General features: G+C 50.8%; 26 protein-coding genes and 1 pseudogene. 20 read left to right on the forward strand and 7 right to left on the reverse strand.

Going from position 1 to position 25656, the window contains the following annotated elements; genetic code table 11:
- The first annotated feature begins 547 nt into the window (after positions 1-547).
- The 5 genes from ON16_RS09915 to ON16_RS09940 all read left to right on the forward strand — a co-directional run bounded on the left by ON16_RS09915 (position 548) and on the right by ON16_RS09940 (position 6116).
- Positions 548-2101, forward strand: a complete 1554-nt coding sequence (locus ON16_RS09915; RefSeq protein ID WP_040661648.1) for an ABC-F family ATP-binding cassette domain-containing protein — start codon at positions 548-550, stop codon at positions 2099-2101.
- A gap of 182 nt (positions 2102-2283) precedes the next feature.
- Complete coding sequence (locus ON16_RS09920) at positions 2284-3093, forward strand: enoyl-CoA hydratase/isomerase family protein (RefSeq protein ID WP_040661650.1); 810 nt, start codon at positions 2284-2286, stop codon at positions 3091-3093.
- Between the two features lie 267 nt (positions 3094-3360).
- On the forward strand, positions 3361-3735 hold the full coding sequence (locus tag ON16_RS09930) for an ArsR/SmtB family transcription factor (protein ID WP_040661654.1): 375 nt from the start codon (positions 3361-3363) through the stop codon (positions 3733-3735).
- 175 nt (positions 3736-3910) lie between these two features.
- Positions 3911-4585: a nitroreductase family protein gene (locus tag ON16_RS09935; RefSeq protein ID WP_040661657.1), complete on the forward strand. Its 675-nt coding sequence runs from the start codon at positions 3911-3913 to the stop codon at positions 4583-4585.
- Between the two features lie 211 nt (positions 4586-4796).
- Positions 4797-6116 carry an MATE family efflux transporter gene (locus ON16_RS09940; RefSeq protein WP_040661659.1) on the forward strand — a complete coding sequence of 440 codons (1320 nt, stop codon included), beginning with the start codon at positions 4797-4799 and terminating at the stop codon, positions 6114-6116.
- A gap of 139 nt (positions 6117-6255) precedes the next feature.
- Here ON16_RS09940 and ON16_RS09945 read toward each other — a convergent pair whose 3' ends face one another.
- Positions 6256-7584 carry an MATE family efflux transporter gene (locus ON16_RS09945; protein WP_051131669.1) on the reverse strand — a complete coding sequence of 443 codons (1329 nt, stop codon included), beginning with the start codon at positions 7582-7584 and terminating at the stop codon, positions 6256-6258.
- Between the two features lie 44 nt (positions 7585-7628).
- On the opposite strand from ON16_RS09945, the gene ON16_RS09950 reads away from it, so the two are divergent.
- From ON16_RS09950 to trxB, 10 genes are all read left to right on the forward strand, one after another.
- Complete coding sequence (locus tag ON16_RS09950) at positions 7629-8543, forward strand: MerR family transcriptional regulator (protein ID WP_081579651.1); 915 nt, start codon at positions 7629-7631, stop codon at positions 8541-8543.
- Between the two features lie 206 nt (positions 8544-8749).
- Positions 8750-8914 carry a hypothetical protein gene (locus ON16_RS09955; protein WP_243441809.1) on the forward strand — a complete coding sequence of 55 codons (165 nt, stop codon included), beginning with the start codon at positions 8750-8752 and terminating at the stop codon, positions 8912-8914.
- A gap of 344 nt (positions 8915-9258) precedes the next feature.
- Positions 9259-9732: a MarR family winged helix-turn-helix transcriptional regulator gene (locus ON16_RS09960; protein WP_040661664.1), complete on the forward strand. Its 474-nt coding sequence runs from the start codon at positions 9259-9261 to the stop codon at positions 9730-9732.
- Positions 9729-11507 (forward strand): ABC transporter ATP-binding protein, encoded by a 1779-nt coding sequence (locus ON16_RS09965; protein ID WP_040661668.1) that lies wholly within the window; start codon positions 9729-9731, stop codon positions 11505-11507. The genes ON16_RS09960 and ON16_RS09965 overlap by 4 nt, the downstream gene beginning before the upstream one ends.
- Positions 11494-13146 carry an ABC transporter ATP-binding protein gene (locus tag ON16_RS09970; RefSeq protein WP_040661671.1) on the forward strand — a complete coding sequence of 551 codons (1653 nt, stop codon included), beginning with the start codon at positions 11494-11496 and terminating at the stop codon, positions 13144-13146. Before ON16_RS09965 ends, ON16_RS09970 begins: the two co-directional genes overlap by 14 nt.
- A gap of 282 nt (positions 13147-13428) precedes the next feature.
- Positions 13429-13860 carry an RrF2 family transcriptional regulator gene (locus tag ON16_RS09975; protein ID WP_040661673.1) on the forward strand — a complete coding sequence of 144 codons (432 nt, stop codon included), beginning with the start codon at positions 13429-13431 and terminating at the stop codon, positions 13858-13860.
- A gap of 15 nt (positions 13861-13875) precedes the next feature.
- Entirely contained in the window at positions 13876-15246 is a 1371-nt protein-coding gene (locus ON16_RS09980; protein WP_040661676.1) for an FAD-dependent oxidoreductase, read from the forward strand.
- Between the two features lie 36 nt (positions 15247-15282).
- On the forward strand, positions 15283-16029 hold the full coding sequence (locus ON16_RS09985) for an SDR family NAD(P)-dependent oxidoreductase (RefSeq protein WP_040661679.1): 747 nt from the start codon (positions 15283-15285) through the stop codon (positions 16027-16029).
- 110 nt (positions 16030-16139) lie between these two features.
- On the forward strand, positions 16140-16463 hold the full coding sequence (locus tag ON16_RS09990) for a thioredoxin family protein (protein WP_040661681.1): 324 nt from the start codon (positions 16140-16142) through the stop codon (positions 16461-16463).
- Positions 16464-16492: 29 nt separating this feature from the next.
- Complete coding sequence (gene trxB / locus ON16_RS09995) at positions 16493-17413, forward strand: thioredoxin-disulfide reductase (RefSeq protein WP_040661684.1); 921 nt, start codon at positions 16493-16495, stop codon at positions 17411-17413.
- Positions 17414-17603: 190 nt separating this feature from the next.
- Here the strand turns inward: trxB and ON16_RS10000 are convergent, their stop codons facing one another.
- A complete protein-coding gene (locus ON16_RS10000) occupies positions 17604-18047 on the reverse strand; it encodes a putative ABC transporter permease (protein ID WP_040661687.1) in 444 nt (147 codons plus the stop codon).
- A gap of 212 nt (positions 18048-18259) precedes the next feature.
- Here ON16_RS10000 and ON16_RS10005 point away from each other — a divergent pair, with 212 nt between their 5' ends.
- Complete coding sequence (locus tag ON16_RS10005; RefSeq protein ID WP_040661690.1) at positions 18260-18487, forward strand: hypothetical protein; 228 nt, start codon at positions 18260-18262, stop codon at positions 18485-18487.
- A 126-nt stretch (positions 18488-18613) separates the two neighbouring features.
- A complete protein-coding gene (locus ON16_RS10010; RefSeq protein ID WP_040661692.1) occupies positions 18614-19228 on the forward strand; it encodes a manganese efflux pump in 615 nt (204 codons plus the stop codon).
- 140 nt (positions 19229-19368) lie between these two features.
- On the opposite strand, the gene ON16_RS10015 is transcribed toward ON16_RS10010, so the two are convergent.
- Complete coding sequence (locus tag ON16_RS10015; protein ID WP_040661695.1) at positions 19369-19785, reverse strand: metal-dependent transcriptional regulator; 417 nt, start codon at positions 19783-19785, stop codon at positions 19369-19371.
- Positions 19786-19892: 107 nt separating this feature from the next.
- On the opposite strand from ON16_RS10015, the gene ON16_RS10020 reads away from it, so the two are divergent.
- Positions 19893-20129, forward strand: coding sequence for a FeoA family protein (locus tag ON16_RS10020; protein ID WP_040661697.1), 237 nt, complete (start codon positions 19893-19895; stop codon positions 20127-20129).
- A 14-nt stretch (positions 20130-20143) separates the two neighbouring features.
- Entirely contained in the window at positions 20144-22291 is a 2148-nt protein-coding gene (gene feoB, locus ON16_RS10025; protein WP_040661699.1) for a ferrous iron transport protein B, read from the forward strand.
- 283 nt (positions 22292-22574) lie between these two features.
- Here the strand turns inward: feoB and ON16_RS10030 are convergent, their stop codons facing one another.
- The 3 genes from ON16_RS10030 to ON16_RS10040 form a co-directional block, all read right to left on the reverse strand.
- A complete protein-coding gene (locus ON16_RS10030) occupies positions 22575-23141 on the reverse strand; it encodes a DUF3793 family protein (RefSeq protein WP_040661701.1) in 567 nt (188 codons plus the stop codon).
- Between the two features lie 148 nt (positions 23142-23289).
- A complete protein-coding gene (locus ON16_RS10035; RefSeq protein ID WP_040661703.1) occupies positions 23290-23580 on the reverse strand; it encodes a hypothetical protein in 291 nt (96 codons plus the stop codon).
- A 137-nt stretch (positions 23581-23717) separates the two neighbouring features.
- Positions 23718-24245: an HXXEE domain-containing protein gene (locus tag ON16_RS10040; protein WP_243441810.1), complete on the reverse strand. Its 528-nt coding sequence runs from the start codon at positions 24243-24245 to the stop codon at positions 23718-23720.
- A gap of 157 nt (positions 24246-24402) precedes the next feature.
- Between ON16_RS10040 and ON16_RS10045 the strand changes: the two genes are divergently transcribed.
- Positions 24403-24969 carry a TetR/AcrR family transcriptional regulator gene (locus ON16_RS10045; RefSeq protein WP_040661705.1) on the forward strand — a complete coding sequence of 189 codons (567 nt, stop codon included), beginning with the start codon at positions 24403-24405 and terminating at the stop codon, positions 24967-24969.
- Positions 24970-25063: 94 nt separating this feature from the next.
- On the opposite strand, the pseudogene ON16_RS16155 reads toward ON16_RS10045, so the two are convergent.
- Positions 25064-25594 (reverse strand): annotated as a pseudogene (locus ON16_RS16155) (HD-GYP domain-containing protein); the annotation flags it as partial.
- Between the last annotated feature and the right edge of the window lie 62 nt (positions 25595-25656).

Genomic DNA, 25656 nt, shown 5'->3' on the forward strand with positions numbered 1-25656 from the left:
GTTCTTCCGGGAAAAATCCTCTCAATTTGGTGACAAAGCGCAATCCTGTAAGTCATTTTTGTTTTATATGGATGACGAGTCACAGGATTGAAAGGTTTCATTTTTCATAGCCTCAACAAAAGGAACGCGCAGGTTTTGCAGGAGCGTAAACACAGAAAAAGAAATCCCCCCGGCCATTGCGGTGGAAGGATTTCTTTTTAATCCGGGTAAGGATTTGAATCTTTGATCTGTTGAGAAATTTCCATGCCGCTATTTTAATTTCCTTGAAACTGTCCTCGCAGGGGTCTTGGATCACCAGAGCGTTGTAATCAATAGATTATCCCAAAGGACTCAAATCATCCGCATTAGCCATATGAATTTTCCCCGATCTGTGGTATCATGAATAAAACTATGATTAAAAACGGACATCCGCATACGTTGTGTGCCGGCGTTTTAATTGAAGTCGGCGGCTGATCCAGCCGCACAGTCTGGAATTTCACAGGCTCTGATTGTGATTCCAGACACAATCCCGCCTTTCCGGCGGAGTTTTTTTACCAAGGAGAACCCAATGAGCATTCTAACCGTCAGTCACGTTACCCACGGCTTTGGCGCCCGCCAAATTTTGAAGGACGCCTCTTTCCGCCTGCTGAAGGGAGAGCATGTGGGCCTCGTGGGCGCCAACGGCGAAGGGAAAACCACCTTTTTGGACATTATCACCGGTAAGCGCAGTCCCGACGAGGGCACTGTGGAGTGGTGCAGCCACATCACCACCGGCTATCTGGATCAGTTCAGCGTGCTGGAAAAAGGAAAAACCATCCGCGATATTCTGCGCGGCGCTTTCGCGCCCATGTACGCGCTGGAACAGGAGATGCTTTCGCAGTATGACCGCATGGGAGACTGCGCGGGCACGGAGCTGGAGAAGCTGATGGCGGATGTGGGCGAAATTCAGGAAATTTTGGAGCGTTCCGGCTTCTACGTGCTGGATTCCCGGATCGAGGAGTACGCAGGCGGACTGGGTCTGGGCGACATCGGCTTGGATCGGGATGTCAGCGAGCTGTCCGGCGGACAGCGGGCCAAGGTGCTGCTGACCAAGCTGCTGCTGGAAAATCCCATGATCCTGATTTTAGACGAGCCAACCAACTTTTTGGATGAAAATCACATTGCTTGGCTGAAGCGCTTTTTGCAAAACTATGAAAATGCGTTCATTCTCGTCTCCCATGACGTTCCTTTTCTCAATGACGTGGTAAATGTGATCTATCATGTGGAAAATACCGTTCTAACCCGCTATTCCGGCAATTATGAGCAATTTCAGGAGCTTTACGAGGTAAAAAAGCGTCAGCTGGAGCAAGCCTATGAAAAGCAGCAGAAGGAGATTGCCCAGTTGGAGGATTTTGTGGCCCGGAACAAGGCCCGGGCTGCCACCGCCACCTTGGCCCGCAGCCGCCAGAAGCGGCTGGATAAAATGGAGATTATTGAACTGGACCGTGAGAAGCCAAAGCCGACGTTCTCCTTCTCCCCCGCCCGCACCCCCAGCCGGGAGGTCGTCACGGCAAAGAATCTGGTTCTGGGCTATGGCGAACCCCTGACCCGCCCGGTAAGCATCATCGTGGAGCGCAACCAGAAAATTGCCATCCGCGGCGTGAACGGGCTGGGCAAATCCACGCTTCTGAAAACCCTGCTGGGCCTGATCCCGCCGGTTTCCGGCGCCGTGGAGCTGGATCAGTTTGCAGAGGTGGGATATTTCGAGCAGGAGGAACGCGGCAACGACCATACCGCTCTGGAAGAAATCTGGAACGAGTTTCCCGGCATGAGCAACGGAGAAGTCCGGAGCGCGCTGGCAAAATGCGGCCTGACTACCGAGCATATCACCACCCAGATGCGGGTTCTTTCCGGCGGAGAAAACGCCAAAGTGCGTCTTTGCAAACTGATGCTGCGCCCCATGAATCTGCTGGTGCTGGACGAACCCACCAATCATCTGGATGTTGAGGCCAAGGAGGCGCTGCGCACCGCCATTCGGAATTACAAGGGCACACTGCTGCTGGTGAGTCACGAACCGGAGTTCTATTCCGATCTGGTGACCCAGATCTGGAATGTAGAGGATTGGACCACTAAGCTGATCTGATTCCTTTTGCGCGCGCCGTTAAAAATCTGTTACAGTTCTTTTTGCCGCGCAGGCACGGCCCTTTGTAAGGTTGACACTTCCTGAATCGGTTCCTATAATGAGTTGACAACGTGCTGTTCTACAAAGGCGCATGTCTAAAAATACGGCGTCTTGCGGGATGCCTGTCTAAGTATGGAGGAACTATGCCAGATCTAATTTATGAAGTAAAAGGCCACGCGGCCTACATCACTCTGAACCGCCCCGAGCATTTGAACTGCTTTAGTGAAGAGATGATTCACCTTTGGACTGCCGCGCTTGAGGATATCCGGGATCGCGACGACATTTACGCCGTACTCCTTTCCGGAAACGGCAAGGCGTTTTGCGCAGGAGGCGACGTGAAAGCCATGGCCGCAGGCGACGGCTTTTTTGAAAGCCACGAAGATATCACCTCCACCGCCCTTGCACGAAAGAACTCCCTGTGGACGGGCATTCAGCGGATTCCGCTGATTCTGGAAGAGATCGACAAGCCGGTGATCGCCAAAATCCACGGCCCCGCCGTGGGCGCCGGTTTGGATATGGCGCTGATGTGCGACGTTCGCATCGCTGCGGAGAGCGCCACCATGTCGGAGAGCTATTTCAACGCCGGAATCGTTCCCGGAGACGGGGGCGCTTATTTTCTGCCCCGTCTGGTAGGGCGTGATAAGGCGTTGGACATGTTCTGGACTGCCAAGGTACTGAACGGAACGGAGGCGGAGCGAATCGGCCTTGTCACTCTCGCCGTTCCGGACGACCAGCTGGACGATTATGTGGAAGCCTATCTGGGTAAGATTCTGAAAGCGCCGCAGCAGGCGATGCGCCTTACAAAACGTGCGATTTATCAAAGTGAGCAGAGCACGCTGCGCGCATCTCTCGATATGGTTTCCTCTTTCATGGGAATTGTGACCGAGCTGGACGATTACCGCACACGCACAGCCGCTTTAGCGGAGAAGCTGAACCGGAAGACCCCCAAATAAAGGAGCTATTTCCGGGCATGATCCGCTGTTCACTGCAAAAGAATCCGCATTGCCACAAAAGCGTGGGCAATCTCGCCGATCAGGGCGGGGTTGCCCACGTTTTATATTACCGTCATATTTTCACAATCGTCCAGCCTATCCCTGCACCAAGACGGCGAACCCTGCTATGCAAAAACGGCGGGTTCGTCTCGATTTTCTTTACCATTGATCTATTTCTAAAGGCATATGGTATAATGGTTCAAACCGATAAACAGAAGAAGGTGCGCTATGATTGACCAAAGCGAGATTTTGACTCTTTTACCGGAGTTTAAGGGCTGCCAAAAAATATTGTCTGCCATCGGTGATGAAGCGAGACAGCATATTATTATCCGGATGCTTGCGTCTAACCACAGCGGAGAAGTCCGGTGCGGCGGAATGCGCGTGGGTGAAATTGCGGCGCTGTCCAGCCTGTCCCGTCCCGCGATTTCTCATCACTTGCAAATTCTCAAGGATGCAGGCTTATTGAAAATGCGCCGCGAAGGCACACGCAATTATTACTATTTCGATGCGGATATGATTGCCCTGCAAAATCTGATTGGAATGTTAGGACACATTCAAAAAATTATGGCGCGTTTGCCTGATCGGAGCGGTAAAAATGAATAAAACTCCCATTTCGGCCCAGAACGTACACGGAAAATCGCCGAAAATAGAAAGCCGCCCGGGCGTTTTCCCAAGCCACGATTCGGAAGTAAACAAACAAGCTATGAAACGATAGACAGAAACGGCACGGCTGGTGGCCATGTCATCAACCAAATATATAGTAACAGGAGGACTTTCAATGGAAATTTTTGATGCAATCAAAACACGACACTCGGTGCGCAGCTATCTCAATAAGCCCATTCCTGAACAAGTTGTATCACAGCTGCAGGCAGAAATTGACGCTTGCAATCACGAAGGCGGCCTTCAAATCCAGCTGATTACCAACGAACCCAAAGCCTTTGACGGCATGATGGCGCATTACGGCAAATTTTCGGGTGTACAAAATTATATTGCGCTCATCGGTAAAAAGGGCGGTGATCTTGAGGAAAAGCTGGGATATTACGGTGAGCGTATCGCCCTGAAAGCGCAGATGCTGGGGTTGAACACTTGCTGGGTGGCCTTGACTTTTTCCAAAGGAATTACCAAGAAAAGCTGCTCAATCAACCAAGGGGAGAAGCTGGTCTGTGTCCTTTCTCTGGGCTATGGCGCAACGCAGGGCGTGTCACATTCTTCTAAGCCTATGGAGTCTCTTTGCTCTGTGAACGGCAATATGCCGGAATGGTTCAAACAAGGCATGGACGCGGCCATGCTTGCTCCCACGGCAACAAATCAGCAAAAGTTTCTTATAACCTATGTAGATGACGAGGCAGTCCTAGCGAAGTCCTTGGGCGGATTTTACTCCAAAGTGGATTTAGGCATCGTGAAGTATCATTTTGAAGCAGGTGCGCAGAGCCATTCTTTTTCTTGGCGCTAATCTTGGTCTGTGCCGTCCCAAAGCCCCGCCTCCCTTCTATTGATATTCACGCCAATTCCACTCGGAGATTGACAGAAGATTCTTTTTGTGGTACACTCCAATCGCTCACTCGGAGGGTGTGTCATTCGTTTAGAAATGGCAAGCCGGATAAGGTGACAGGTTGAAACGCCTGTTCCTTTATCCGGCTTTTTGTTTTTGGGAGGAAAAGAAAATGGACTTATTATACGGTAACGTCAAAAAAGTTTACTTTAACTATTTGAGCGCGGCTTTTGGCAGCGCACTTATCAGCTCTATTTACAGCACCGTGGATATGGCTGTGGTGGGACAGTATCAAGGGCCAGCCGGGACGGCCGCGCTGGCGATTGTGTCGCCCATTTGGAACATTGTTTACAGTCTTGGCCTTCTCATGGGGATTGGCGGGTCTGTGCTTCTGGGCGCGGCAAAGGGGCGCGGAGACGAACAGCAGAAAAACGAGTGGTTTACTTCCGCGCTGATCGGCACGATTGTGCTGGCTGTGATAAGCTGGGGGGTTGTTGCCCTTTTCGACACCCAGCTTCTTCAGCTTTTTGGCGCAGAAGAAACCCTGCTGCCCTTGGCAAAAGAATATCTTTTTCCGATTAAATTTATCGTACCTCTGTTTTTGTTCAATCAGCTGTTCACCGCGTTCCTGCGCAATGACAACGCCCCTGCGCTGGCGACGGTGGCGGTGCTGTCCGGCGGCATTTTCAACGTGTTCGGCGATTTCTTTTTTGTGTTCACGCTGGATATGGGGATTTTTGGCGCGGGTCTGGCCACGGCCATCGGCGCGCTGATCTCCGTGCTGGTGATGCTGACCCACTTTTTCACCCGTAAAAATACGCTGAAGCTGGTGAAGCCCCACGGAATTGTGGGACAGCTGAAGCGAATTACAGTCACCGGCATCTCGACCTTTTTTATCGACGCGGCTATGGGCATCCTCACGATGCTGTTCAATCGTCAGATTGTCCGGTATCTTGGAACGGACGCACTGGCGGTCTACGGAATCATTGTCATGATCAGCACCGTGGTGCAGTGCTGCGCATACAGCGTGGGGCAGGCGGCGCAGCCCATCATCTCCATTAACTATGGCGCAGAAAGCTGGACGCGCATTAAGGAGACGCTCAAATACGCGCTTTACGCCGTGTGCTTTTTCAGCCTGACATGGACAGCCTTGATTTGCGCCATCCCCAATGGCTTTGTCCGCGTGTTTATGACGCCGAGTGCCGAAATTCTCCGCATTGCGCCGTTTATTCTGAGAAGCTACGGCATTTCGTTTCTGCTTCTCCCCCTCAACATTTTTTCCACCTATTATTTTCAGGCCCTGATGAAGCCGGTTCCTTCCTTCGCGGTTTCTGTTGCCAGAGGTTTGCTCATCAGCGGCAGTTTGATTTTGACGCTGCCGGTGGTTGCCGGCGCAAACGCCTTGTGGTATGCGATGCCTATTACCGAGGCCGTTGTGGCTGTGGCGGTCGTCGGATTGATGGTCAAGTATACAAAACAGCTCGCTAATTAAAATTGTGCAGCGATCACCTGTATACACAGTCTCTTTATGCTCGCGTGATTTTTGTTGCAATCGAATCACTAAAAGCGCTGTCACATTCCACGAAAATCATTGTAGACGAAAACGCTTTGATCCGCTGTTCTCTCCCTCGTCAATAGCCATACTTTGTCTCATACTTTTTTACGAAGCATACCGACAACACCAGCGCCATGCACTCAGCTATGGGAACGGAGAGCCACAAGCCGTCTATTCCAAGGAAGACCGGGAGAATCAAAATACAGCCCGCAAGGAATACGAAGGTTCGGGAAAAGGAAATAACCGCCGAGATCAATCCATTTCCCAATGCGGTAAAGAGTGCGCTGGAAAAAGTATTGAAGCCCGCAATCAGCAAGGCCGCCGAAAACAACCGGTTTCCATGCAGAGCCATGGCATAGGCCGGGTTATCCGGGCCTGTAAAAATGCCGATCAACTGCCGGGAACTCAGCACGGTCAGAATCGTCGTTGCAATTCCCAACGCACCAATCAGCTTCAAACTGAGGGCCTTCAACTTTCTCAGCTTCTCCCGGTTTTGCTCTCCGTAAAAATAGCTGAACATGGGGGAGGTTCCCAGCATATAACCCATGTAGACCGCGTTCATAAAGCTGAACACATAAAAGATAATGGTGCTGGCGGCCACGCCGTTCTCCCCTGCATAGTGCAGCATGGAGCGATTAAACAGCAGCATGACAACGCCGCTCACCAGATTGGAAAAAAACTCTGAAACGCCATTGGACAAGGTTCTGGTGAGCACGCAGCCTCTGAATTTGGGGCGCACAAAGTGGAGCATCCGCTTTTTATTAAAAAAATAAGCCATAATAATCAGGCAGGGAATCATCATACCCAGACCGCTGGCCAGAGCGGCTCCCATCATGCCAAAGCCAAATAGCTTGATGAATATAAAGTCAAATGCGATGTTAAACACGCCGCCAAACAAAGAGCTTGCCATGGCCAGCTTGGAGCCGCCTGCTGCAATGACATACATCAGGACATTGGAAAACAGAAGCTCCGGGACGATAAAAGCAATGTAGGTGGACAGATAGCTTTGGCAGTAAGCAGTCACCACCGGCGACGCACCGAATGAGCCGCTGAGTTGAGAGACAAATGCAGTCCCTCCCAGTGTCAACACAATGCCAATCAGAATGTTGACAAGGATCAGCATTGTAAAGTCCTCTTTTGCTTCCTGCTCCTTTCCCTCGCCCATCTTCTTCATCACCACGGCGCTGCCACCGGAGGCAAGCATAGCGGCAATGGCCATCAGAATGCTGAAAAAGGGCGCAATCAGCGTCAGGGCGGAGAGCGCATCTGTTCCGATCAAGTTGGAAATAAAGACCCCGTCTATCATGGAATAAAGGGATTGGATAACCGTCATCAGCATGGTGGGGATGACAAATACCAATAAATTTTTAAAATTAAGCGGTTTATGATAAATTGTTTCATTCATGTGGCGGGTACCTCCATAGCGTTACTTGCGATTGGACAAAGGACATGATAGACTATACAGCAGCTGTATTGTCAATAGGGAGAAATGAGTTTATGAAAGACCAATATTTTACTGCCGGGGAATTTGCAAAACTCCATCACGTCAATAAACGCACGCTGCATTATTACGATGAAATCGGGCTGTTCCAGCCAAATCGCAAGGGAGAAAACGAATACCGGTATTACTCTTATCAGCAAAGTCCGGAATTTGAAATGATTCTGGCTTTTCGGGAACTTGGCATGAGCATTGAAGAAATCAAAGCGTATTATGCGGAACGGACGCCGGAAAACTTCCGCAGGATTCTGCAGGACAAGCAGCATTCGATTCATGAGCAGATTCGTCACCTCAGGAAGATCCGTCAGATGCTGAAAGTAAAGGAAGCCCAGCTTAACCTATGTGAGCAAGCTGATTTTGACGCCATTACCATGATAGACTGCGAAACGGAATACCTACTTTTGAGCGATCCAATGAACGGAGATTTCGGCAGCGACGATTTCAAGATTTTATTTGAGCAGATGGTGGCTGCGCCTGCGGGGCAGCTGTTGAATAGTCGTTATGGAAGCATGATTGATACCGCGCAGCTTTTACAGGGGAATTTCGATGCCTATGCCTACTTCTTTACCCAGATTGCCAATCCAGTCAACAAAAAGGGATTATTCCGGAAACCCAAGGGATCGTATCTGCGCACATTCTGCAAAGGGGATTGGTCGCAAATCCCCGCCACATATGAGCGGCTGCTTGCCTATGCAGAAGAGCATCGTTTGACGCTGACCGGCTATGCTTACGAGGAGGGGATTAATGAGATGGTAATCTCCTCCATAGACGAATATGTGGCGCAGATTACAGTGCGGTGCTTTGCTTCAGAGGAAGTCAAAGGAGCCTATCATTCTTCTGAAAAATGCGATCCGCAGTCTTCTTGACATTACCAAACTTATTCTGAACGGCGCCGGGGCAACTGTTGGGAAAGCAGTTGGTTTAAAGTTATCATGCAAAATATTTTTAAATTAAAATCGTTCGACAGAATCCGCATTGACGCAGAAATACATCTGGTTGTATAGTGGTTCTATCTTTTACAGAAAGGTTGTGGACCTGAATGGCTGCAAAAACCGCAGCGGACCGCATCACCATGATTGATGCAAAAATTGCGAAGAAAAACACGGAAATTAAGGCGCTGGAAGCGCAGAAGCAGAAGCTCCTGCACCCTGTTACTATGAGAGCTGTGATGGGCAGGGTAAAAGAAGCGGGATGGACCGCAGAAGAGATTGCTGAAAAGCTGGGTATTCAGATTTGAATGTAAACGGGCCCGCCGTGATAGGCGGACCCGTTCTTCCTTTATAATGTGATTTTTTCGCAATCATCAATCCGCTGAAGATACCACATCAAAAAGCGGACTTAACTTGTTACGTCCATCCCCTGCTCCATCTGTTCCAACAAAAAATTTCTTGGCTTTGTGTTAAGTGAAGTCAAGGAATTTCATTTGCAAGTTATGCCAATACGATCAGGCTATTCTTTCCGCAGCTTTGCTCAAATGCGCCGCATTTCTTCAGGCAGATCTTCATTTCCATTGACGGACAAAGAAAGATGTAATATCATATATCTAGTTGACATTACATCTTTTATATTAGGGGTACTGTTATGGACACCACAAAACGTCAAATCACGAAAATTGCCCGTGAAGTTAATAAATTTACCGCTCGTATGCTGAAGCTGGACGGTATTGGAACTGCGGAATACGACTTTATTCATGTTATTCGTAAAAACCCCGGAATCACACAGGCTTCCATTCGGGATATCCTCTCTTTGGACAAGGGAGCCGCTGCGCGCCGTGCAGCGAATCTGGAGGCAAAAGGCTATCTCGTCAGAAAGACAAATCCCGCCGACGGACGCAGTCAGCTGCTCTATGCCACTGAAAAAGCAAACCGGCTCAAAAATTCCAAGGCATCCGTCGAGACACTTTACTATGAATTTTTACAGGAGGCCTTTTCGCCGCAGGAAAATGCCGATTTTTGCAGGCTGCTAAATATTCTTTATGTCCGTTCCAAGGCGGAGAGTAAGGCGGACTTCCCAAATCTAACCCGCCGATTTTTAGAGGGGAGCGCAGAAAAATGAGCAGCGCCCATCACGCCCATCACAAAGTTGAAAAAGTTTCCCATCCTGACCATGTGCTGTCCTACTTTCAATTGGAGCGTTGGTCCCTCACGCTGGTCACCGTTTCCGGAATTCTCTACAATGTTGGAATGATTGCGGGGCCGTATTTTGAAGGGCGCTTGGCGCAATGCCTTTTTGACATTATGGGCGGCAGCGAAACGCTTTCCGCCATGCTGTCGCTGGCCGCGGTCTATCTGATCGTCATTTTGGCGGTGCAGGTCCTGCGCTGTGTTAAGCGCTTTTTTGTGCGCCGATTTGCAAATAATACGAGCCGCAATATGCGTCATATGCTCTACAACAGCCTCGTAAACATGAGCAAAGAGGCGCTGGAACAGGAAAGCGTCGGGACGGTTATGACGAAGGCCGTGTCCGATGTGGACGCCTGCGTGGAGGGGATGCGGAAGTTTACCACCGAAGTATTTGATACCGGCGTGGTGCTGATCGCTTACCTCGCCATGCTGCTTTATTATGACTGGCGTCTGGCGCTGATTTCATGCGCGTTTACCCCCATGGCTTATTTGATTGCGGGGCGCTTGAAGCACCGGGTGACAGAATATAACGGGGCCTACAAAAAAAGTGCGGGACGGTTGAACGATGCGACCATGGATAGAGTCTCCAACGCGGTTACCTATCGCATTTATGGCTGCGATGAAAATAGAGACGCCGCTTATGAGGAATCTCTGCGTGACTACGAAAAATGTGCGGTGGCAGCAAACTTTTGGGAAAACACCATGCAGCCGCTCTATCACATGATTTCTATGTCCGGAGTGCTGTTCATTCTGTATCTGGGCGGAAAAAACGTGATTGGAACAGGCTGGAACAACTGGGGTATTGCGGCTTTCACCACCTTCTTATCCTGTTTTTCTAAAATGGCGCTCAAATCGTCAAAGGCCGCAAAGCTATTTAATTCCGTGCAAAAGGCACAGGTTTCTTGGGCAAGAATTAAGCCGCTCATGAAAGAATATGTCAAGCCGTCCACCGTGTCCGATCTTGACTTTTCCCTTCCTGTCCGTCTGAAAGCAGCAAATCTGTCCCTGCGCTGGCAAAGCGGGCCGCCAGTGCTGCGCGATCTCTCTTTTTCTGTGCAGCCGGGGCAAATCATCGGCGTGACCGGGGCAATTGCCAGCGGGAAATCCATGCTGGGCAAGGCACTGCTGGGTGAACTGCCCTATGAGGGCAGCATTCAAGTGGGCCAGCGGGAACTGCGCACGCTGAACCTGTACGAGCGCAGCAGGCTGGTGTCCTATCTGGGGCATGAACCGGAGCTGATGACCGAGAGCATTGAAGAAAATATCCGTTTAGGCGCAAAAGGAGAACTTACCTCCTGCTTGCAGACGGTATGTCTGGCAGACGAAATTGAAAAGATGCCGCAAGGCTCTGCAACTTCAGTTGGCAGCGGTGGTGTTCGCCTGTCAGGCGGACAGCAGGCACGGCTTGCTCTGGCCCGCACTTGCTTCAATGCGAAACAAATCCTGATTTTGGACGATCCCTTTTCCGCCGTGGATCAGAAAACCGAACGGGATATTTTTGCAAATCTGCGCCTTTTGGCAGCAGACCGTATCATCCTTTTAATTTCTCACCGCTTGCAGCTGTTTCCCCAGCTGGATCATGTGCTCTTTTTAGAAAACGGCACGGGGGTATTTTCCACGCACTCGGCGCTCATACAGCAAAATGTCACCTATGAAAAACTCTTTCGCGCGCAGACAGAGGGAGGTGTACACCATGGGGAACCCTAACGGACTCGGCGTTGTTTTTCGTAAAACGGTCCGTCGATACAAGGCGCTGTCGCTTCTGACCGTTGTCCTCATCGCCGCCTGCGTGACAGCCGCTCTGTTTCCTCCTCTTGTTCTGGAGCAAATCGTGAACCGGCTCACCGCGCAGCAGGCTGTTGCCCCTCCCCTTCCCCTTGCTTATTTTGGTATCTTGGTGCTTTCCGGCTTGCTGGAATCCGGGCAGAATGTGATGATTACGGTGTTCGGCCAAAAAATGACCCACGGCCTGCGCAGTGCGCTTTGCGCCAAGCTGGAACGTCTGCCCGCAGCCTATTTTACGCACCATGCACCCGCCAAAATCGCTTCTCGCTTTGTGAACGATGTGGACGTGGTGGATTCTCTTTTTACCAACGGTATCATCAGCATGGCTGCGGACGGATTTAAGGTTCTGAGTATTCTCATGGTCATCTTTTATAAAAGTACCGGGCTGGGTATGCTGATGCTTTTGGTGACGCCGGCGCTGTTCGCTATGACGCGGCTGTTTCAAAAGCGAATGCTGAAGGCGCAGGTTGAAAACCGAATCGCTGTCAGCAAGGTGAACAACCACGTTCCGGAAACCATCCGCAACATCCGCACCGTTCATACGCTGTTTCGCCAGAAATATATGGAAGAAAAATACGATTCTTATATTGAGGAAAGCTATCGCGCGCTGGACAAATCCAACCTGTATGATTCCATCTATTCGCCGATTGTGATTTTTGTCAGCTCCTGTGTGATTGCCGTCATGATGATTTTTGCGGCTCTTGGGGGCGAAATGCAGCAGTTTTTTGGCATTTCCGTGGGCACGGCAGTTGCCATCATCGCCTATGTGGGCAAGGTCTTTGAGCCTCTGGAGAGTATTGGCATGGAGATTCAGAACATCCAGTCTGCCGTGGCGGGCGTGAAGCGAATCAACGAGTTTCTGCGTGAACCAGAGCGAACCGTACCGGAAGCCGCGCAGCGCCCGGAACCAGTCGCTAACAACGGTGAACCTGTGATCCGCTTTTCGCAGGTGGATTTTAGCTATGACGAGAAAACGCCCGTTCTGCGGGACTTGACATTTTCTGTGCAGCAAGGGGAAATCGTCACATTCGTGGGCAGGACGGGGGCAGGAAAAAGCACCCTGTTTAAACTGCTGCTGGGTCTGTATGCTCCGCAAAAAGGGCGTATTGCAGTGAACGGCGCAGACGCTGCCCAAATTCCAGATGCACAGAAGCGAAAATTATTTGGGTATGTGGAGCAGTCTTTTCACCCCGTATCAGGAACTGTGGCAGAGCAAATCTCTCTGTTTGACACTTCCATCCGGCAGGAGCAGATTGAGGACGCAGCCAAACTGGTGGGACTGCATGAAACCATTTTGGAACTGGAGCAGGGTTACAGCACGCGCATAGAGAAGACTGCCTTTTCACAGGGACAGTTTCAGCTTCTCTCCATTGCAAGAGCCATTGTGGCACAGCCGAAGATTCTTCTGTTGGATGAGATCACCGCAAACTTAGACAGCACAACCGAGCAGTTGGTCTTACGGGCCTTGGATGGGGCGTGTAAAGGGCGAACCGTATTGTCCATCTCCCATCGTCTTCAGAAATGCACGCACAATTCCCGCTTGATTCAAATCGGTGAATAACAGGATCGGAAGCATCCCGCTTCCGATCCTGAGTAAATTCAATCGTCGCATGTATGCCCCCAGCATAAGAACAAATCTTGCATAATGATGCCATTGCAGTCCGCGCCATTCAGCCCCGGCGCGGACTGTACTTTTTAATTATCTTGGAAAAGTTTTCTTTAAAAACCTCTTGACAAGTCAATGTGTAACTGATATAGTTACACCATAATCTGTTACAGAATCAGTAACAGTATAATTTAGGCTTCAAATCAGAAAATAAACGGATGAAAGAGGTGGCAGACTATGAACAGTGATTTTTGCGTGGCTGTTCACGCAGTGGTTTACCTGAATCATAAAAAAGAAATCTGCTCCAGTGAGCAGCTTTCTGAAAATATCTGTACACATCCCGCTCGGATAAGAAGGGTTTTAGCCAAGCTCCGAAAAAGCGGCCTGCTGGATGCGGTGGACAGCGGGCCGAAAGGCGGCTATCGCTTTACCGGGAAGCCGGAGCAAATCACCTTGGCGGATATTGCGGCTGCGTTGGAGATTACGTTTGTCGAACCCGGCTGGCGCAGTGGAAACACCGATATGGAGTGTCTGATAGCCTCGGGTATGGGGTCACTGATGGACGAAGTTTTTGATGATCTGAATACGCGCTGTCAGTCCCGCCTGAAGGAAATTACAATCTCTGACCTTGACCATGAATTATTCGGCGTAAAAAACGCCAAAAAATAAAGAAGGAGCATCCTTATGAAAACAGTAAAGAATCTCATCATCGGCTTTGGCAAAGGCGGCAAAACGCTGGCGGGTGCGCTGGCCTCTGCCGGGGAAAGCGTTCTTCTTGTGGAAGCGTCCGAAAAGATGTTCGGCGGTACATGCATCAATGTGGCGTGCATTCCCACGAAAGCCATGGAGTTCAGTTCCCGTTTGTCCAAGGCGCAGGGCGGTAATTTTGAAGACAGGGCGGCGCGCTATCGTCAGGCGGTCGAGGAAAAGGCGAAGCTGACCGCTGCGCTCCGTCAGAAAAATTATGATAAGGCGGTAAGCGCGGGCGTGGAGGTTTTGGTTGGAACCGCATCCTTTACGGATTCCACACATGTGTCCGTCCGTCTTTCCAATGGAGACACCGAGGAGGTACAAGCCCAACAAATCTTCATCAACACCGGCGCAAGACCGTTTATCCCACCAATCGACGGCTTAAAAGAGAGCCGGTTCGCCTATATCAGCGAACAGCTGTTGGCGCTGGAATCACTGCCGCGCCATCTGGTTATCATCGGCGGCGGGTATATCGGGCTTGAATTCGCCTCATTCTTTCGGAATTTCGGCTCGGAGGTCACGATTCTGCAAGATGGCGACGTGTTTTTGCCGCGTGAGGATGCGGAAGTTTCCGTGAAGGTATTAGAGAGTCTTGAAAGCCGCGGAATTGCTGTTTTACGGAATACCAAGACGAAGAGCGTGCAGGATCGTCCCGACGGCGCCGTATTGACCCTTGAAACAGCAGAAGGGCAAAAGCAGCTATCCGCCGACGCCGTTTTGGTTGCCACCGGGCGCCGCCCCAACGTACAGGGACTTAATCTGGCGGCGGCCGGCGTAGAACTGACCGAGCGCGGTGCAGTGAAAACCGATGAACACCTTTGCACTTCCGCGCCGAATATCTGGGCAATGGGAGACGTGGCGGGCGGATTGCAGTTCACCTATATCTCGCTGGACGACAGCCGAATTGTCCGCTCCCAGCTTCTTGGGGACGGCGCAAGAACGACAGAAAATCGCGGCTCCGTACCTTACAGCGTATTTCTGGATCCTCCCTTTTCCCGTGTGGGCATGAGCGAAGCGGAAGCAGTAAAAGCGGGATATTCCGTTAAAATCGCAAAGCTGCCCGCGATGGCAATTCCGAAAGCAAAGGTGCTGCGTCAGCCGGAGGGCCTGCTGAAAGCCGTTGTGGATGCAAATACCGGGCTGATTCTAGGCGCGCATCTGTTTTGCGCGGATTCGCATGAAATGATTAACACCGTAAAAATCGCCATGGACGCAAAACTGCCCTACACCGTTTTGCGGGACGCCATCTACACCCACCCGACCATGAGCGAGGCATTCAACGATCTTTTCGCAAATCTGTCCTGAATCCTAAAACAGAAGAACTGAAAGGAATCGCAAATCATGAGACTTGAAAATAAAGTGGCCGTTATAACCGGTGCTTCCCGCGGAATCGGTTTTTCCGTTGCGGAGGCATTTGTCCGGGAGGGCGCGAAAATCGCTCTATGCGGCAGCAGGCAGGAATCGGCGGAATCCGCCGCGGCCAAGCTGTTGCAGACCTATCCCAACGCAGAAATTCTTCCCGTGGGCGTGGATGTGACGGACAGCGGCGCGATCAGCGACATGGTGTCGCGGGTTGTGGACAAATGGGGATATATTGACGTGTTGGTAAACAACGCCGGCGTAACCAGCGCCAAGCAGCTTTTCGATATGACCGACGAGGACTTTGACAGCGTGATCCGCATCAATCTCTCCGGCCCGTTCAAATGCACCCGTGAGGTCGCCAAAATCATGCGGCAGCGCGGAGGCAGCATCATTAATACCAGCTCCATGGTTGGTACCTACGGCGGAAAAATGCAGAGCGCCTATTCCTCCTCAAAGTTCGGCATCAACGGCCTCACCAAATCCTGCGCCAAGGAACTGGGCGCATACGGCATCCGCGTCAACGCGGTGGCTCCCGGCGTTGTCGCCACCGATATGATGAAAAACTCGGTAAACGAGCAGATGCTTTCCGGATTGAAGCAGATCACGCCGCTGGGCCGCGCCGGAGAGCCGAAGGAGTTGGCCGGCGCATATGTCTATCTTGCTTCGGACGAGGCAAGTTTCACCACGGGAACCATCCTTCATGTGGACGGCGGAATCGTCATGTAAGCGGGTTTTTCCAAAGATGGCTGCCGGATAAGCTGAACTGTCTTTCCCCTCGAAAACGTCCGTTTTCAAAAGCAGTGCAAACGATATAAAAAAAGAAATGAGGTACTCTTATGATTAAAACAATTACCAAAGAAAATTTCGCGCAGGAAGTGGAAAATGTCAACAACCCTGTACTGGTGGAACTGTGGGCGCCTTGGTGCGTATACTGCCGCCGTCTTTCTCCCGCGCTGGACCGTCTGGCAGATAAGCTGGGCGACAAACTGACCATCGGCAAGATCAATATTGACGAGCAGCCGGAGCTTGCGCAGAAGCTGGACGCCTCCACCATTCCCACCCTGTACGTTTATCAAAATGGCGGCCACAGCGAAAAATTGGTTGCGCCCGGCTCGCAGGCCCAATTGGAAACGTGGCTTCAGGAAAATGGCGCAATCTAAAACGATCAAAAGCCTTCGGAGGGAACAGTATGGAAAAAAAGTATGATGTAGTCATCATCGGCGGCGGACCCGCCGGTTACTCTGCGGCGCTCTACTGCACGCGCGCCGGGCTTTCGACCCTGGTACTGGAGATGCTCAGTGCGGGTGGGCAGATGGCTACCACCACACAGGTGGAAAACTACCCCGGTTTTAATGAAGGCATTGACGGCTTCGATCTGGCGGAGAAAATGCTCGCTGGGGCCGAGCGGTTTGGCGCGGTCAGTGAATTTGCTGAGGTGACGGCGCTGCACTTGGCGGAGAACTCCAAACGAATCGTAACCTCCGATGGTGAGGTGCTGGCTCGGGCCGTTATACTGGCCACCGGCGCTGTTCCCAAAAAGTTGGGACTGCCGGGCGAGGATGATTTGGTGGGGCGCGGCGTGGCTTACTGCGCCACCTGTGACGGCATGTATTTCAAAGGAAAGACAGTGGCGGTGGCAGGCGGTGGCAACTCTGCCGCCGAGGATGCGAAAACGCTTTCCCATATTTGCAAAAAGGTCTATCTCATTCACCGGAGAGACACGCTGCGGGCGGAAAAGGCGTATCTTGATCCCTTGGAAAACGCGGACAATTTGGAGTTCATCTGGAATACGCAGATTGATGAACTGCTGACGGACGGCAAGCTGACCGGCCTTGCCCTCACTGATCGGGTTACCGGAACTCACAGGAGCCTCTCCTGCGACGGTCTGTTTGTGGCCATTGGCCGCGATCCCAACACAGCATTGGTGAAAAATCAGGTGGAATTGGATGCGCAGGGTTATATTGTTGCAGATGAAACCACCCGCACCAGCGTTCCCGGCGTTTTTGCCGCCGGCGATGTGCGCACCAAGCCTCTGCGGCAGATTGTGACCGCCGCCGCCGATGGAGCGGTGGCCTCCAAATATGTGCAGGAGTTTTTGCAGACCCACTAACTCCAAATGATATTGATGTAAGGACAAGCCCAGCGCCGTATGAATCGGACCGAGTAATGAATTGACTCAATCCGACTTCATACGGCGCTTTCTGTTCCCGTGCCTATCTTTGCATGAGATAAAAGACCTAAACGCATTGTTTTCCATATTCTATCGTTCCTTCTTACGGACCCGCCTATGGCGGGCAGTTTTATCTCCAATAATAATGCGGCCTCTCGCCGCCTCTGACGGCGTACCGCATCCAGTCCAGCCCGACGATGCACGGCCCGCTGAGGATGCACCACAGGGCCGCAAACTGCGGGCAAATCTGCCCCAGAAAATTTCCGGGCAAGTCGGAATAATTCCAGACATCCCATCCAAGCCACAGGTTCACGATGCAGCCGGTAATAAATTCCGCCGCGGTGATCGTCCCGCCGCACAGGATGGCTTGTGCCCAAATGGGGCACCGCCACGGCAGTTCTGCACCCATGCGCTCCATGATGATACCCATCACCAGCGCCAGCAGCAGCATCGTCCAGCTGATGCCCTCGGGGTGCCCGATAACGGTCTTATAAGTTACCTCAATCAAAAAGTACACCGTTCCCACAAAACAGCCCATCAGGCCGCTGAGAATCCAGTCTCCGGCTTTGTACATGTCAGCCTCCCATTGCTGTCAGGATAAATTGTATATTGGCGGCCCGGTGGTCAGCGTCTCATTGTGATTTCCATCCACCTGTCTAAGGCAGTCTGAATGGTGCGTAAATCGTTATCAGAGAGTAAACTGATGGTATATTATCGATCTCTCACATTCATTTCCCGTTCGGAATAAACTGTACTGTTCCACCATTTAGTTAGGAGGCAACTACCATGAATACAACCATGTGCGCAACGATGTGTGCAACCGTTCGCGAAGTCTGTCCCTGTCACCTGCTGGTCTGCGACCACAGCACAGATCAGGTAGTACTTGTCCACACGAGAAACGCCTGCCACTTTTCCTGTGGTGACTGCGTATGTATTTATTTCAACGGCGCCATGACCGCAAGCATTCCGCCCCAGATCACCGCTTGCTGCATCCGCCACGTTCCCCACTGCTAACTTACCCGCCCTGCCCGAACGGCAGGGCCTACTTATTTCTCCACACGGAAAACCGTGTGTCCTGAACGCTTTTTGTAGGACGGCATACGATGAAGGGGACGAATCGTATATTGGAGTGATGTTGTGATGATCCACCTTCTTGCGGCAGCGCTGTTTAGCATTTCTGCTAATTTAGATAACTTTGTTGTCGGAGTTGCATTTGGCATACAAAATATTAAAATTCCGCGCCGGTCCAACCTTTTGGTCGCTGTTATGACGTCCATTTGTACGTTTGCAGCCATGCGGATTGGGCAGATGATCCAAGTCTTTCTTCCATCCAGATTTCCAAATTACATTGGCGCCGGGACCCTTACGTTGCTGGCTTTCTATTACATCATCAAAAGCATTCATGCGCTCCGCTTCCGTGATTCTTCCGCAGGAATCACATCCGGTCAACCAAGCGACCTGCAAGAATACACAGAGGCATCCGATTTCAACCACAATCAGACACTGGATACGAAAGAGGCCGTAGTCCTTGCGGTGGGGCTGATTTTAAACAATGTGGGATCGGGAATTGCCGCAAGTATTACAGGTGTAAGTATCTTTCTGACCATTATCTTTACATTCCTATGCAGTCTGTTGTTTCTGCGTGCCGGGGCGCACCTTGGTTCGTGTGTTTTGGGCAAAGTTTTAGGCAAGTATGCGTCCTTGGCCTCGGGTATCCTGCTGATTGCGCTTGCGCTGATAGAATGGTTCAATTAAGAAATCCCGGCTGAAATGCCGGAGTGGCGCAGACCGATGAGTTGTGTCCGCACTTATCCTCCCTGCTGCGGCGGATGGCCGAAGACGGATAGACAACAGGATACGGCTGATGAAAGTCCGTCAATATGGAGTACATTTCTTTAGAGCTGCTGTAAGAGCAGCTCTAAATTTTTGATTGTGCGTTTGTCTAAAAAGTGCTCAATTTTTTCAACCTGCTCCAGTTCGTTGTCAGAGTGATTGATACGACATAAAAACCGCTGCAACACATCATGACGGTACAGCAGATATTCTCCAATTTGACTGCCCTTGTCCGTTAACAAAATTTCTCCATATTTTTCAGCATGCAAATATCCCCCTTGCGCCAATTGCTGTACCATTTTGCTGACGGAGGACGCCTTTACATGCAGCATTCGCGCAAGGTCATTGACCCGAACCTGCCTGCATACAGCCGACAGCCTTGCGATCATTTCCAGATAATCTTCCATTGCATTCGTCATTTGAGCATTTTCTTGGAGAGAATATCCCTTCATTGTATAAAAACCAGCAGAATCATTCATAAACTGCACCCCCGATTTTCTGAAAATCCATCACCTTTTCGGCGGAATGGAATAACATGATAACAGAAAGTTTCCTTATCCTAAATTATTCGAGAGGTGCAATTGTTATGAATGAGCATTTTTGCCTGAATGATATAACCCCCGGTCAGCACGCAGTGGTTTCCGCGCTGCAATCCACAGGGAGCATGCGGCGCAGGCTATTGGATATCGGCCTGATTGAAAACACGGATGTAGAGTGTCTGGGCAGAAGCCCCGGCGGCGATCCTTCCGCGTTCTTAATTCGAGGAGCCGTTATCGCAATCCGTTCTGAGGACTGTGAAAACATTTTAATTCACGCATCGTAACAGGAGGTGCAGGAATGGGGTTAACAAACAGTTCTGTTGGAATCAAAGCCGTAGATTCCGGGCTGGTAATTCAAAAACAGTCTCCCGATGATCGGGTGGTTGCTCTGGCAGGAAATCCAAATGTGGGAAAAAGCACGGTATTCAACGGCTTAACCGGAATGAATCAGCATACGGGTAACTGGCCGGGAAAAACAGTGACCAACGCGCAGGGCTGCTGTTCCACAAAAAGTCACGCCTACGTCATGGTGGATATTCCGGGCACATACTCTTTGATGGCCCATTCTGCCGAAGAAGAGGTTGCGCGAAACTTTATCTGCTTTGGAGATCCGGATGCTGTGGTTGTCGTATGCGACGCTACCTGTCTGGAGCGCAACCTGAATCTCGTATTACAAACCATCGAAATCTCGCCGCGCGTAGTAGTGTGCGTCAATTTGATGGATGAAGCCAAGCGGAAGAACATCAAGATTAATCTTGAATTACTTTCCACCCGTCTGGGGGTTCCCGTAGTTGGAACTACGGCGCGCAAAAAAAAGAGCTTGCGTATCCTGATGGACTCGCTGGATCAGGTGTGCTCCGGTCCCGCGCAGCGGGCGCCATTTGCAGTGCGGTATGCCGATGCCATTGAAGCGTCCATTGCCCAATTGGAGCCGCTGGTAAAGGAAAAGTGCGGCGGAAAGCTGAACAGCAGATGGCTCAGTTTAAAGCTGCTGGATCAGGACGAATCCTTGATTCGCGAGATAAATGCTTATCTGGGCGAGCGTTTTCTTCAGGATAATACGCTCCAGAATGCAATTGCACAGGCTAAGACGATTCTGATGGATCGAGGCATTGAGAACGAAGATCAATTAAAAGATTTGACGGTTTCGGCCTTGGTGCAAAGCGCGGAAACAATTTGCCAGGGTGCGATTACATACGAAGATCGTCAATATGCCGCAGCCGATCGAAAATTAGATAAAATTCTTACCAGCAAGTTAACCGGGTATCCCGTCATGATAGCATTACTGGCACTGGTATTCTGGTTGACCATCACGGGTGCCAACTACCCCTCTCAGCTCCTGTCAAACGGCCTGTTCTGGATTCAGGACAGACTGACGGAATTTTTCGCATACATCCATGCCCCCGCATGGCTGCACGGCGTTCTTGTCTTGGGCGTATACCGTGTACTGGCGTGGGTGGTGTCCGTCATGCTGCCGCCGATGGCGATTTTCTTCCCACTGTTTACACTTTTGGAGGATGCGGGATATCTTCCACGGATTGCCTATAATCTGGATAAACCATTTAAACGCTGCTGCGCCTGCGGCAAACAAGCGCTCTGTATGTGTATGGGATTCGGCTGCAACGCGGCTGGAATCATCGGCTGCCGCATCATCGACTCGCCCAGAGAGCGTCTTTTGGCAATCCTGACCAATAACTTTGTTCCATGCAACGGGAGATTTCCCACGCTGATTGCAATCCTCACCATGTTCTTTGTCGGTACGTCCGGCGGTGCGTTTTCCTCGTTGCTGTCCGCGCTGCTGCTGACGGGGATCATTGTGCTGGGCGTGGCTATTACGCTTGTGGTCACAAAGGTTTTATCGAAAACGCTGTTAAAGGGAATGCCCTCGTCCTTTACTTTGGAACTTCCCCCCTACCGCAAGCCGCAAATTGGAAAGGTCATTGTACGCTCCATTTTTGACAGGACGCTCTTTGTGCTTGGTCGGGCCATTTGCGTAGCCGCTCCGGCAGGATTAGTCATTTGGCTCATGGCAAATATTTCGGTGGGCGGTATCAGCGTATTAAATCACTGCGCTTCTTTTTTAGACCCATTTGCTCGCCTGATGGGGCTGGATGGTGTGATTCTAATCGCCTTTGTTTTGGGTTTCCCCGCAAATGAAATCGTGATTCCAATTATCATCATGGCCTATATGGCACAGGGGAGCATTTTGGAGCTGGATAGTCTTGTGGAAATGAGAAACCTTTTTCTTCAGAACGGCTGGACGTGGATAACTGCGGTTAGCACGATGCTGTTTTCTTTGAATCACTGGCCTTGTTCCACAACCTTGCTTACGATAAAAAAAGAAACCGGAAGTTGGAAATGGACGGCTATTGCTGCTGCAATACCAACCGCTGTCGGAGTTGCAGTATGTATTTTGTTCACCACAATAACGCGTGTATTTGCCTAACTCCCAAACACAGAAGGAGTTAAATCGAGTTTGGTAACGCTGTCAATGAATCCCGCTTCTCCACCACAAGTCTTTTATCAGTAAACCACCGCAGGGCTGCATTTTTGCGGCCCTGCGGTGGTTCTTATTGCCCATCAGCCATATCGAACAGTTTCTGCCTGAGCGGCGGTGCCTATCCCTTCAGCTGATGCTGTTTTCTTCCGCACTTCATAGAGGCGGACGGCGTTTTTCTCAATCGTCCCCTTCTTTCTTGCAGTTTTGGATTGCCTCAGCAAGTTTAATACTAAGCCGCCACAATCAGCCGGGGAATCGGCGTTCCCCGTTCATACATCTGCTTGTAGATTCTCGTGCAGGTATGATAGCAGGCAAAGCACTTCTGCGCAAATTCAGGATCGCTATATGATTTCCAGCAGCCGCAGCAGGTATAATTCCAGCCGCGGTTTTCAATAAACCCAATCACATCCTGTAACGGATAACCGAGAAAAATTCCAATTTCATGAGGATATTCCCGCTCCAGACACAAACGCTCTGAAAGCTGTTGCAAAAGATTCGGAACCGGTGCGTTCCGATACCCAATCTGTTTCAAAAAATCGAGATTTTTATTATCTGACAAAATGTCTTTCAGCCAGCCAACACGATACACATAGATCATAGCCGCTTGAGCCGCCGGACACTCCTTTAAAACCACAGCGCGAAGGCCAAGCGGACGCAAAATATTATCCCATGTAACCGTGTGATCTCGAATGGTACCTATTGACTCCGCTCCAAATCGGAACAAACTGGCTGGCTTTACCCCCGCCAACGTTGGCGCACACTGTTCTACAAAGACAGATTCAAATACTCGCTTCATAACGCCTCCTCGGTTGTCATATGTTTCAGATTTCCAAATTCAAAGCAATTAGCTTCAGCTAACATTGCGTGTTAAAAGTGCCGGAGTGGTCAGTCTGGTAAGCGTAAAGAACTTCAAAAACTTGATTGACCTTCTATTGGACCTATACTTAAACAAACGCATATCGCTCCATAAACGAGTCATAGCCGCCGTGGATCACAAGAACTGCCCGCTCCCTCTCCGCCCGCAAACGCAGTGCGGGCAGGAAGGTTCCCGGAAATGGGACCTCCATTCGCTCAATTTCCCCGCCTTGGTACGCCAGATCAAAACAGGTGCGAAACTTCTGATAGCAAAGGGCCTTCGCACTTGCTGTATCAGGCAGGTAAAACTCTGCCAGACGGTAATAGGAGACGGCGTGTGCAAATCGGTGCTCCTTCTCTGCCCTGCGCGCCAACTCCATCCACACGCAATTCCAGCTTTCAATCCCTTGTATACGGGGCGGCAATGGGCGAACCTCACACAGATCGAAACACTCCGGACCGTAAGATGCGGCACGGTTGATCTGAAAAATTAAACGGCTCGTCCTCCACAAACCATTCAAATATCTGCCATGCTCCTCTCCACCCATGCTCCGATTTTAGAAGCACGCCGGTGTAAGAAACGCAGATTCCCGCCTGCAATCGCTACGCCCAAGACTACCCAGGCAGTCAGCTGCCAGCCGGTATACCCAAGCAGCCGTTCTGCCCGAATCAAAACCCAGACTGCCGGAATGACGGTCAAGCCCGCCGTAACCAGCCCCGGCACATAGGACCGGTACACGAGTGTGGTCCCCACGAGATGCAGAACCACCAGATGGAGTATATTGGCTGCCAGCAGTCCAAACCACAATCCGTAAAAACCGCAGCACCGGCCCAGCAGGGATGCCGCCGTCAAAATCAACAGTTCCTCATAGACGCAGAAGGAAAATCCGCATGTGCTGTCGGCAGTTCCAAAGGGTGTAAAGCGCATTTGCAAATACCGCTTGCGCCCCATCTCCCCGCGTTTCCATGCCAACGCCCAGACAATTTCCTCCATATCGTGGAGAATAAACAACAGCGGTGGCAGCCAAACCAATTCATTCATCATCTTCATTTCGCTTCCTTTCCTCTCCAGAATAGGCTGTTCCGCCGCGCTACGCAAGCATCAAAGTCCATGCCGCTGTGCGGATAAGCAGCCAATAAGCAACATTTTGTTGCTTATCTTTCCGTGCTTTGCTATGCTCTCTTTGAGAGGAAGCGATTTTATGAATGAAAGCGATCTTCGCATCGTTAAGACCCGGCGAGCCATTGAAGATGCCCTAATCCGTCTGCTGGGCTGCAAGAGCTTTGAGAAGATCACGGTTGGGGATATTTTATCAGAGGCCCTTATCAACCGCACCACGTTCTACCGGCACTACACCGATAAATATGCTCTGGCGGAGCATCTCTGCGCCGTGTGGCTCTCTGCATTTCAAACAGCAGTAGACAGCCGCTTTCAGGCTGGGGATCATCAGACTACAGCCGCATCCATAGAGCAGTTCTATCAAATCTTTTCCGAGCACCGTGAAACTCTGCTGCGTCTGTTTACCATCCGCACGGAAACAATCCATCTCTATGACGACATGGCCGCCTGCCTGAAATCGCGGTTTCAGGCAGCCTACCACAACGCTATTTCAGACACGATACGTCTCGATTATCTGTCGGAACTCTACTCATCGTTGGTTCTGACATCCGTAAAATGGTGTTTGGAACACGAGGGGTATCAGGGACTACTGCCGCTCTTTCCAATTTTCCAGTCATGCCTGACCACCCTCTTAAATGACATTCAGTGAAGAGATCCTCGCTAATCTGAATATGAACGGATTTTCTGCGCGCGTTCAGCACATCTGTCCAATTTTTCAGCGCCACAGCAGCTATGCTCGGATCGTACATTTTTCCAAGATTTCCTTCGATCTCTTGCCGACAGGCTTCAATGGTAAGTGCTTGACGATAGCTGCGGTCAGACAGCATTGCATCTATCGAATCTGCCACGGCAATAATTCTCGCTCCCAAGGGAATCTGTTCCCCCGCAGAATGATCCGGATATCCAGTGCCGTCCCAACGCTCGTGGTGATGACGAACAATTTGTGCGATTGTGGCAAATCGCTCTACTTTCCCCAAAATATAGCTGCCGATCATTGCATGTGACTGCATCTCTCCCCACTCGTTTTCGTCCAGCGGCCCTCTTTTCAATAAAACCGCATCGCAAACACCTATCTTTCCGATATCGTGCAAATCTGCGGCAATATGGCAGATTCGGCATTCCTCCGCCGACAGCTTTAGACATTGGCAAATGCACTCCGTCATATTGCTGACCCGCTCCGAGTGATGCAGTGTATGGATGTCCCGCATCTCTATCGCCGCCACAATTGCCTCGATCAGATCATGGTATTCAAAAATAGACTGTACCGTCTGCATTATCTGCAACGCACCTCTTTCGCAATCCGGAGGAATGCCCCCACGCGGTATGGCATCCGCGT

The organism is Oscillibacter ruminantium GH1 (assembly GCF_000307265.1).
In the GTDB taxonomy this organism is placed as follows: domain Bacteria; phylum Bacillota; class Clostridia; order Oscillospirales; family Oscillospiraceae; genus Oscillibacter; species Oscillibacter ruminantium.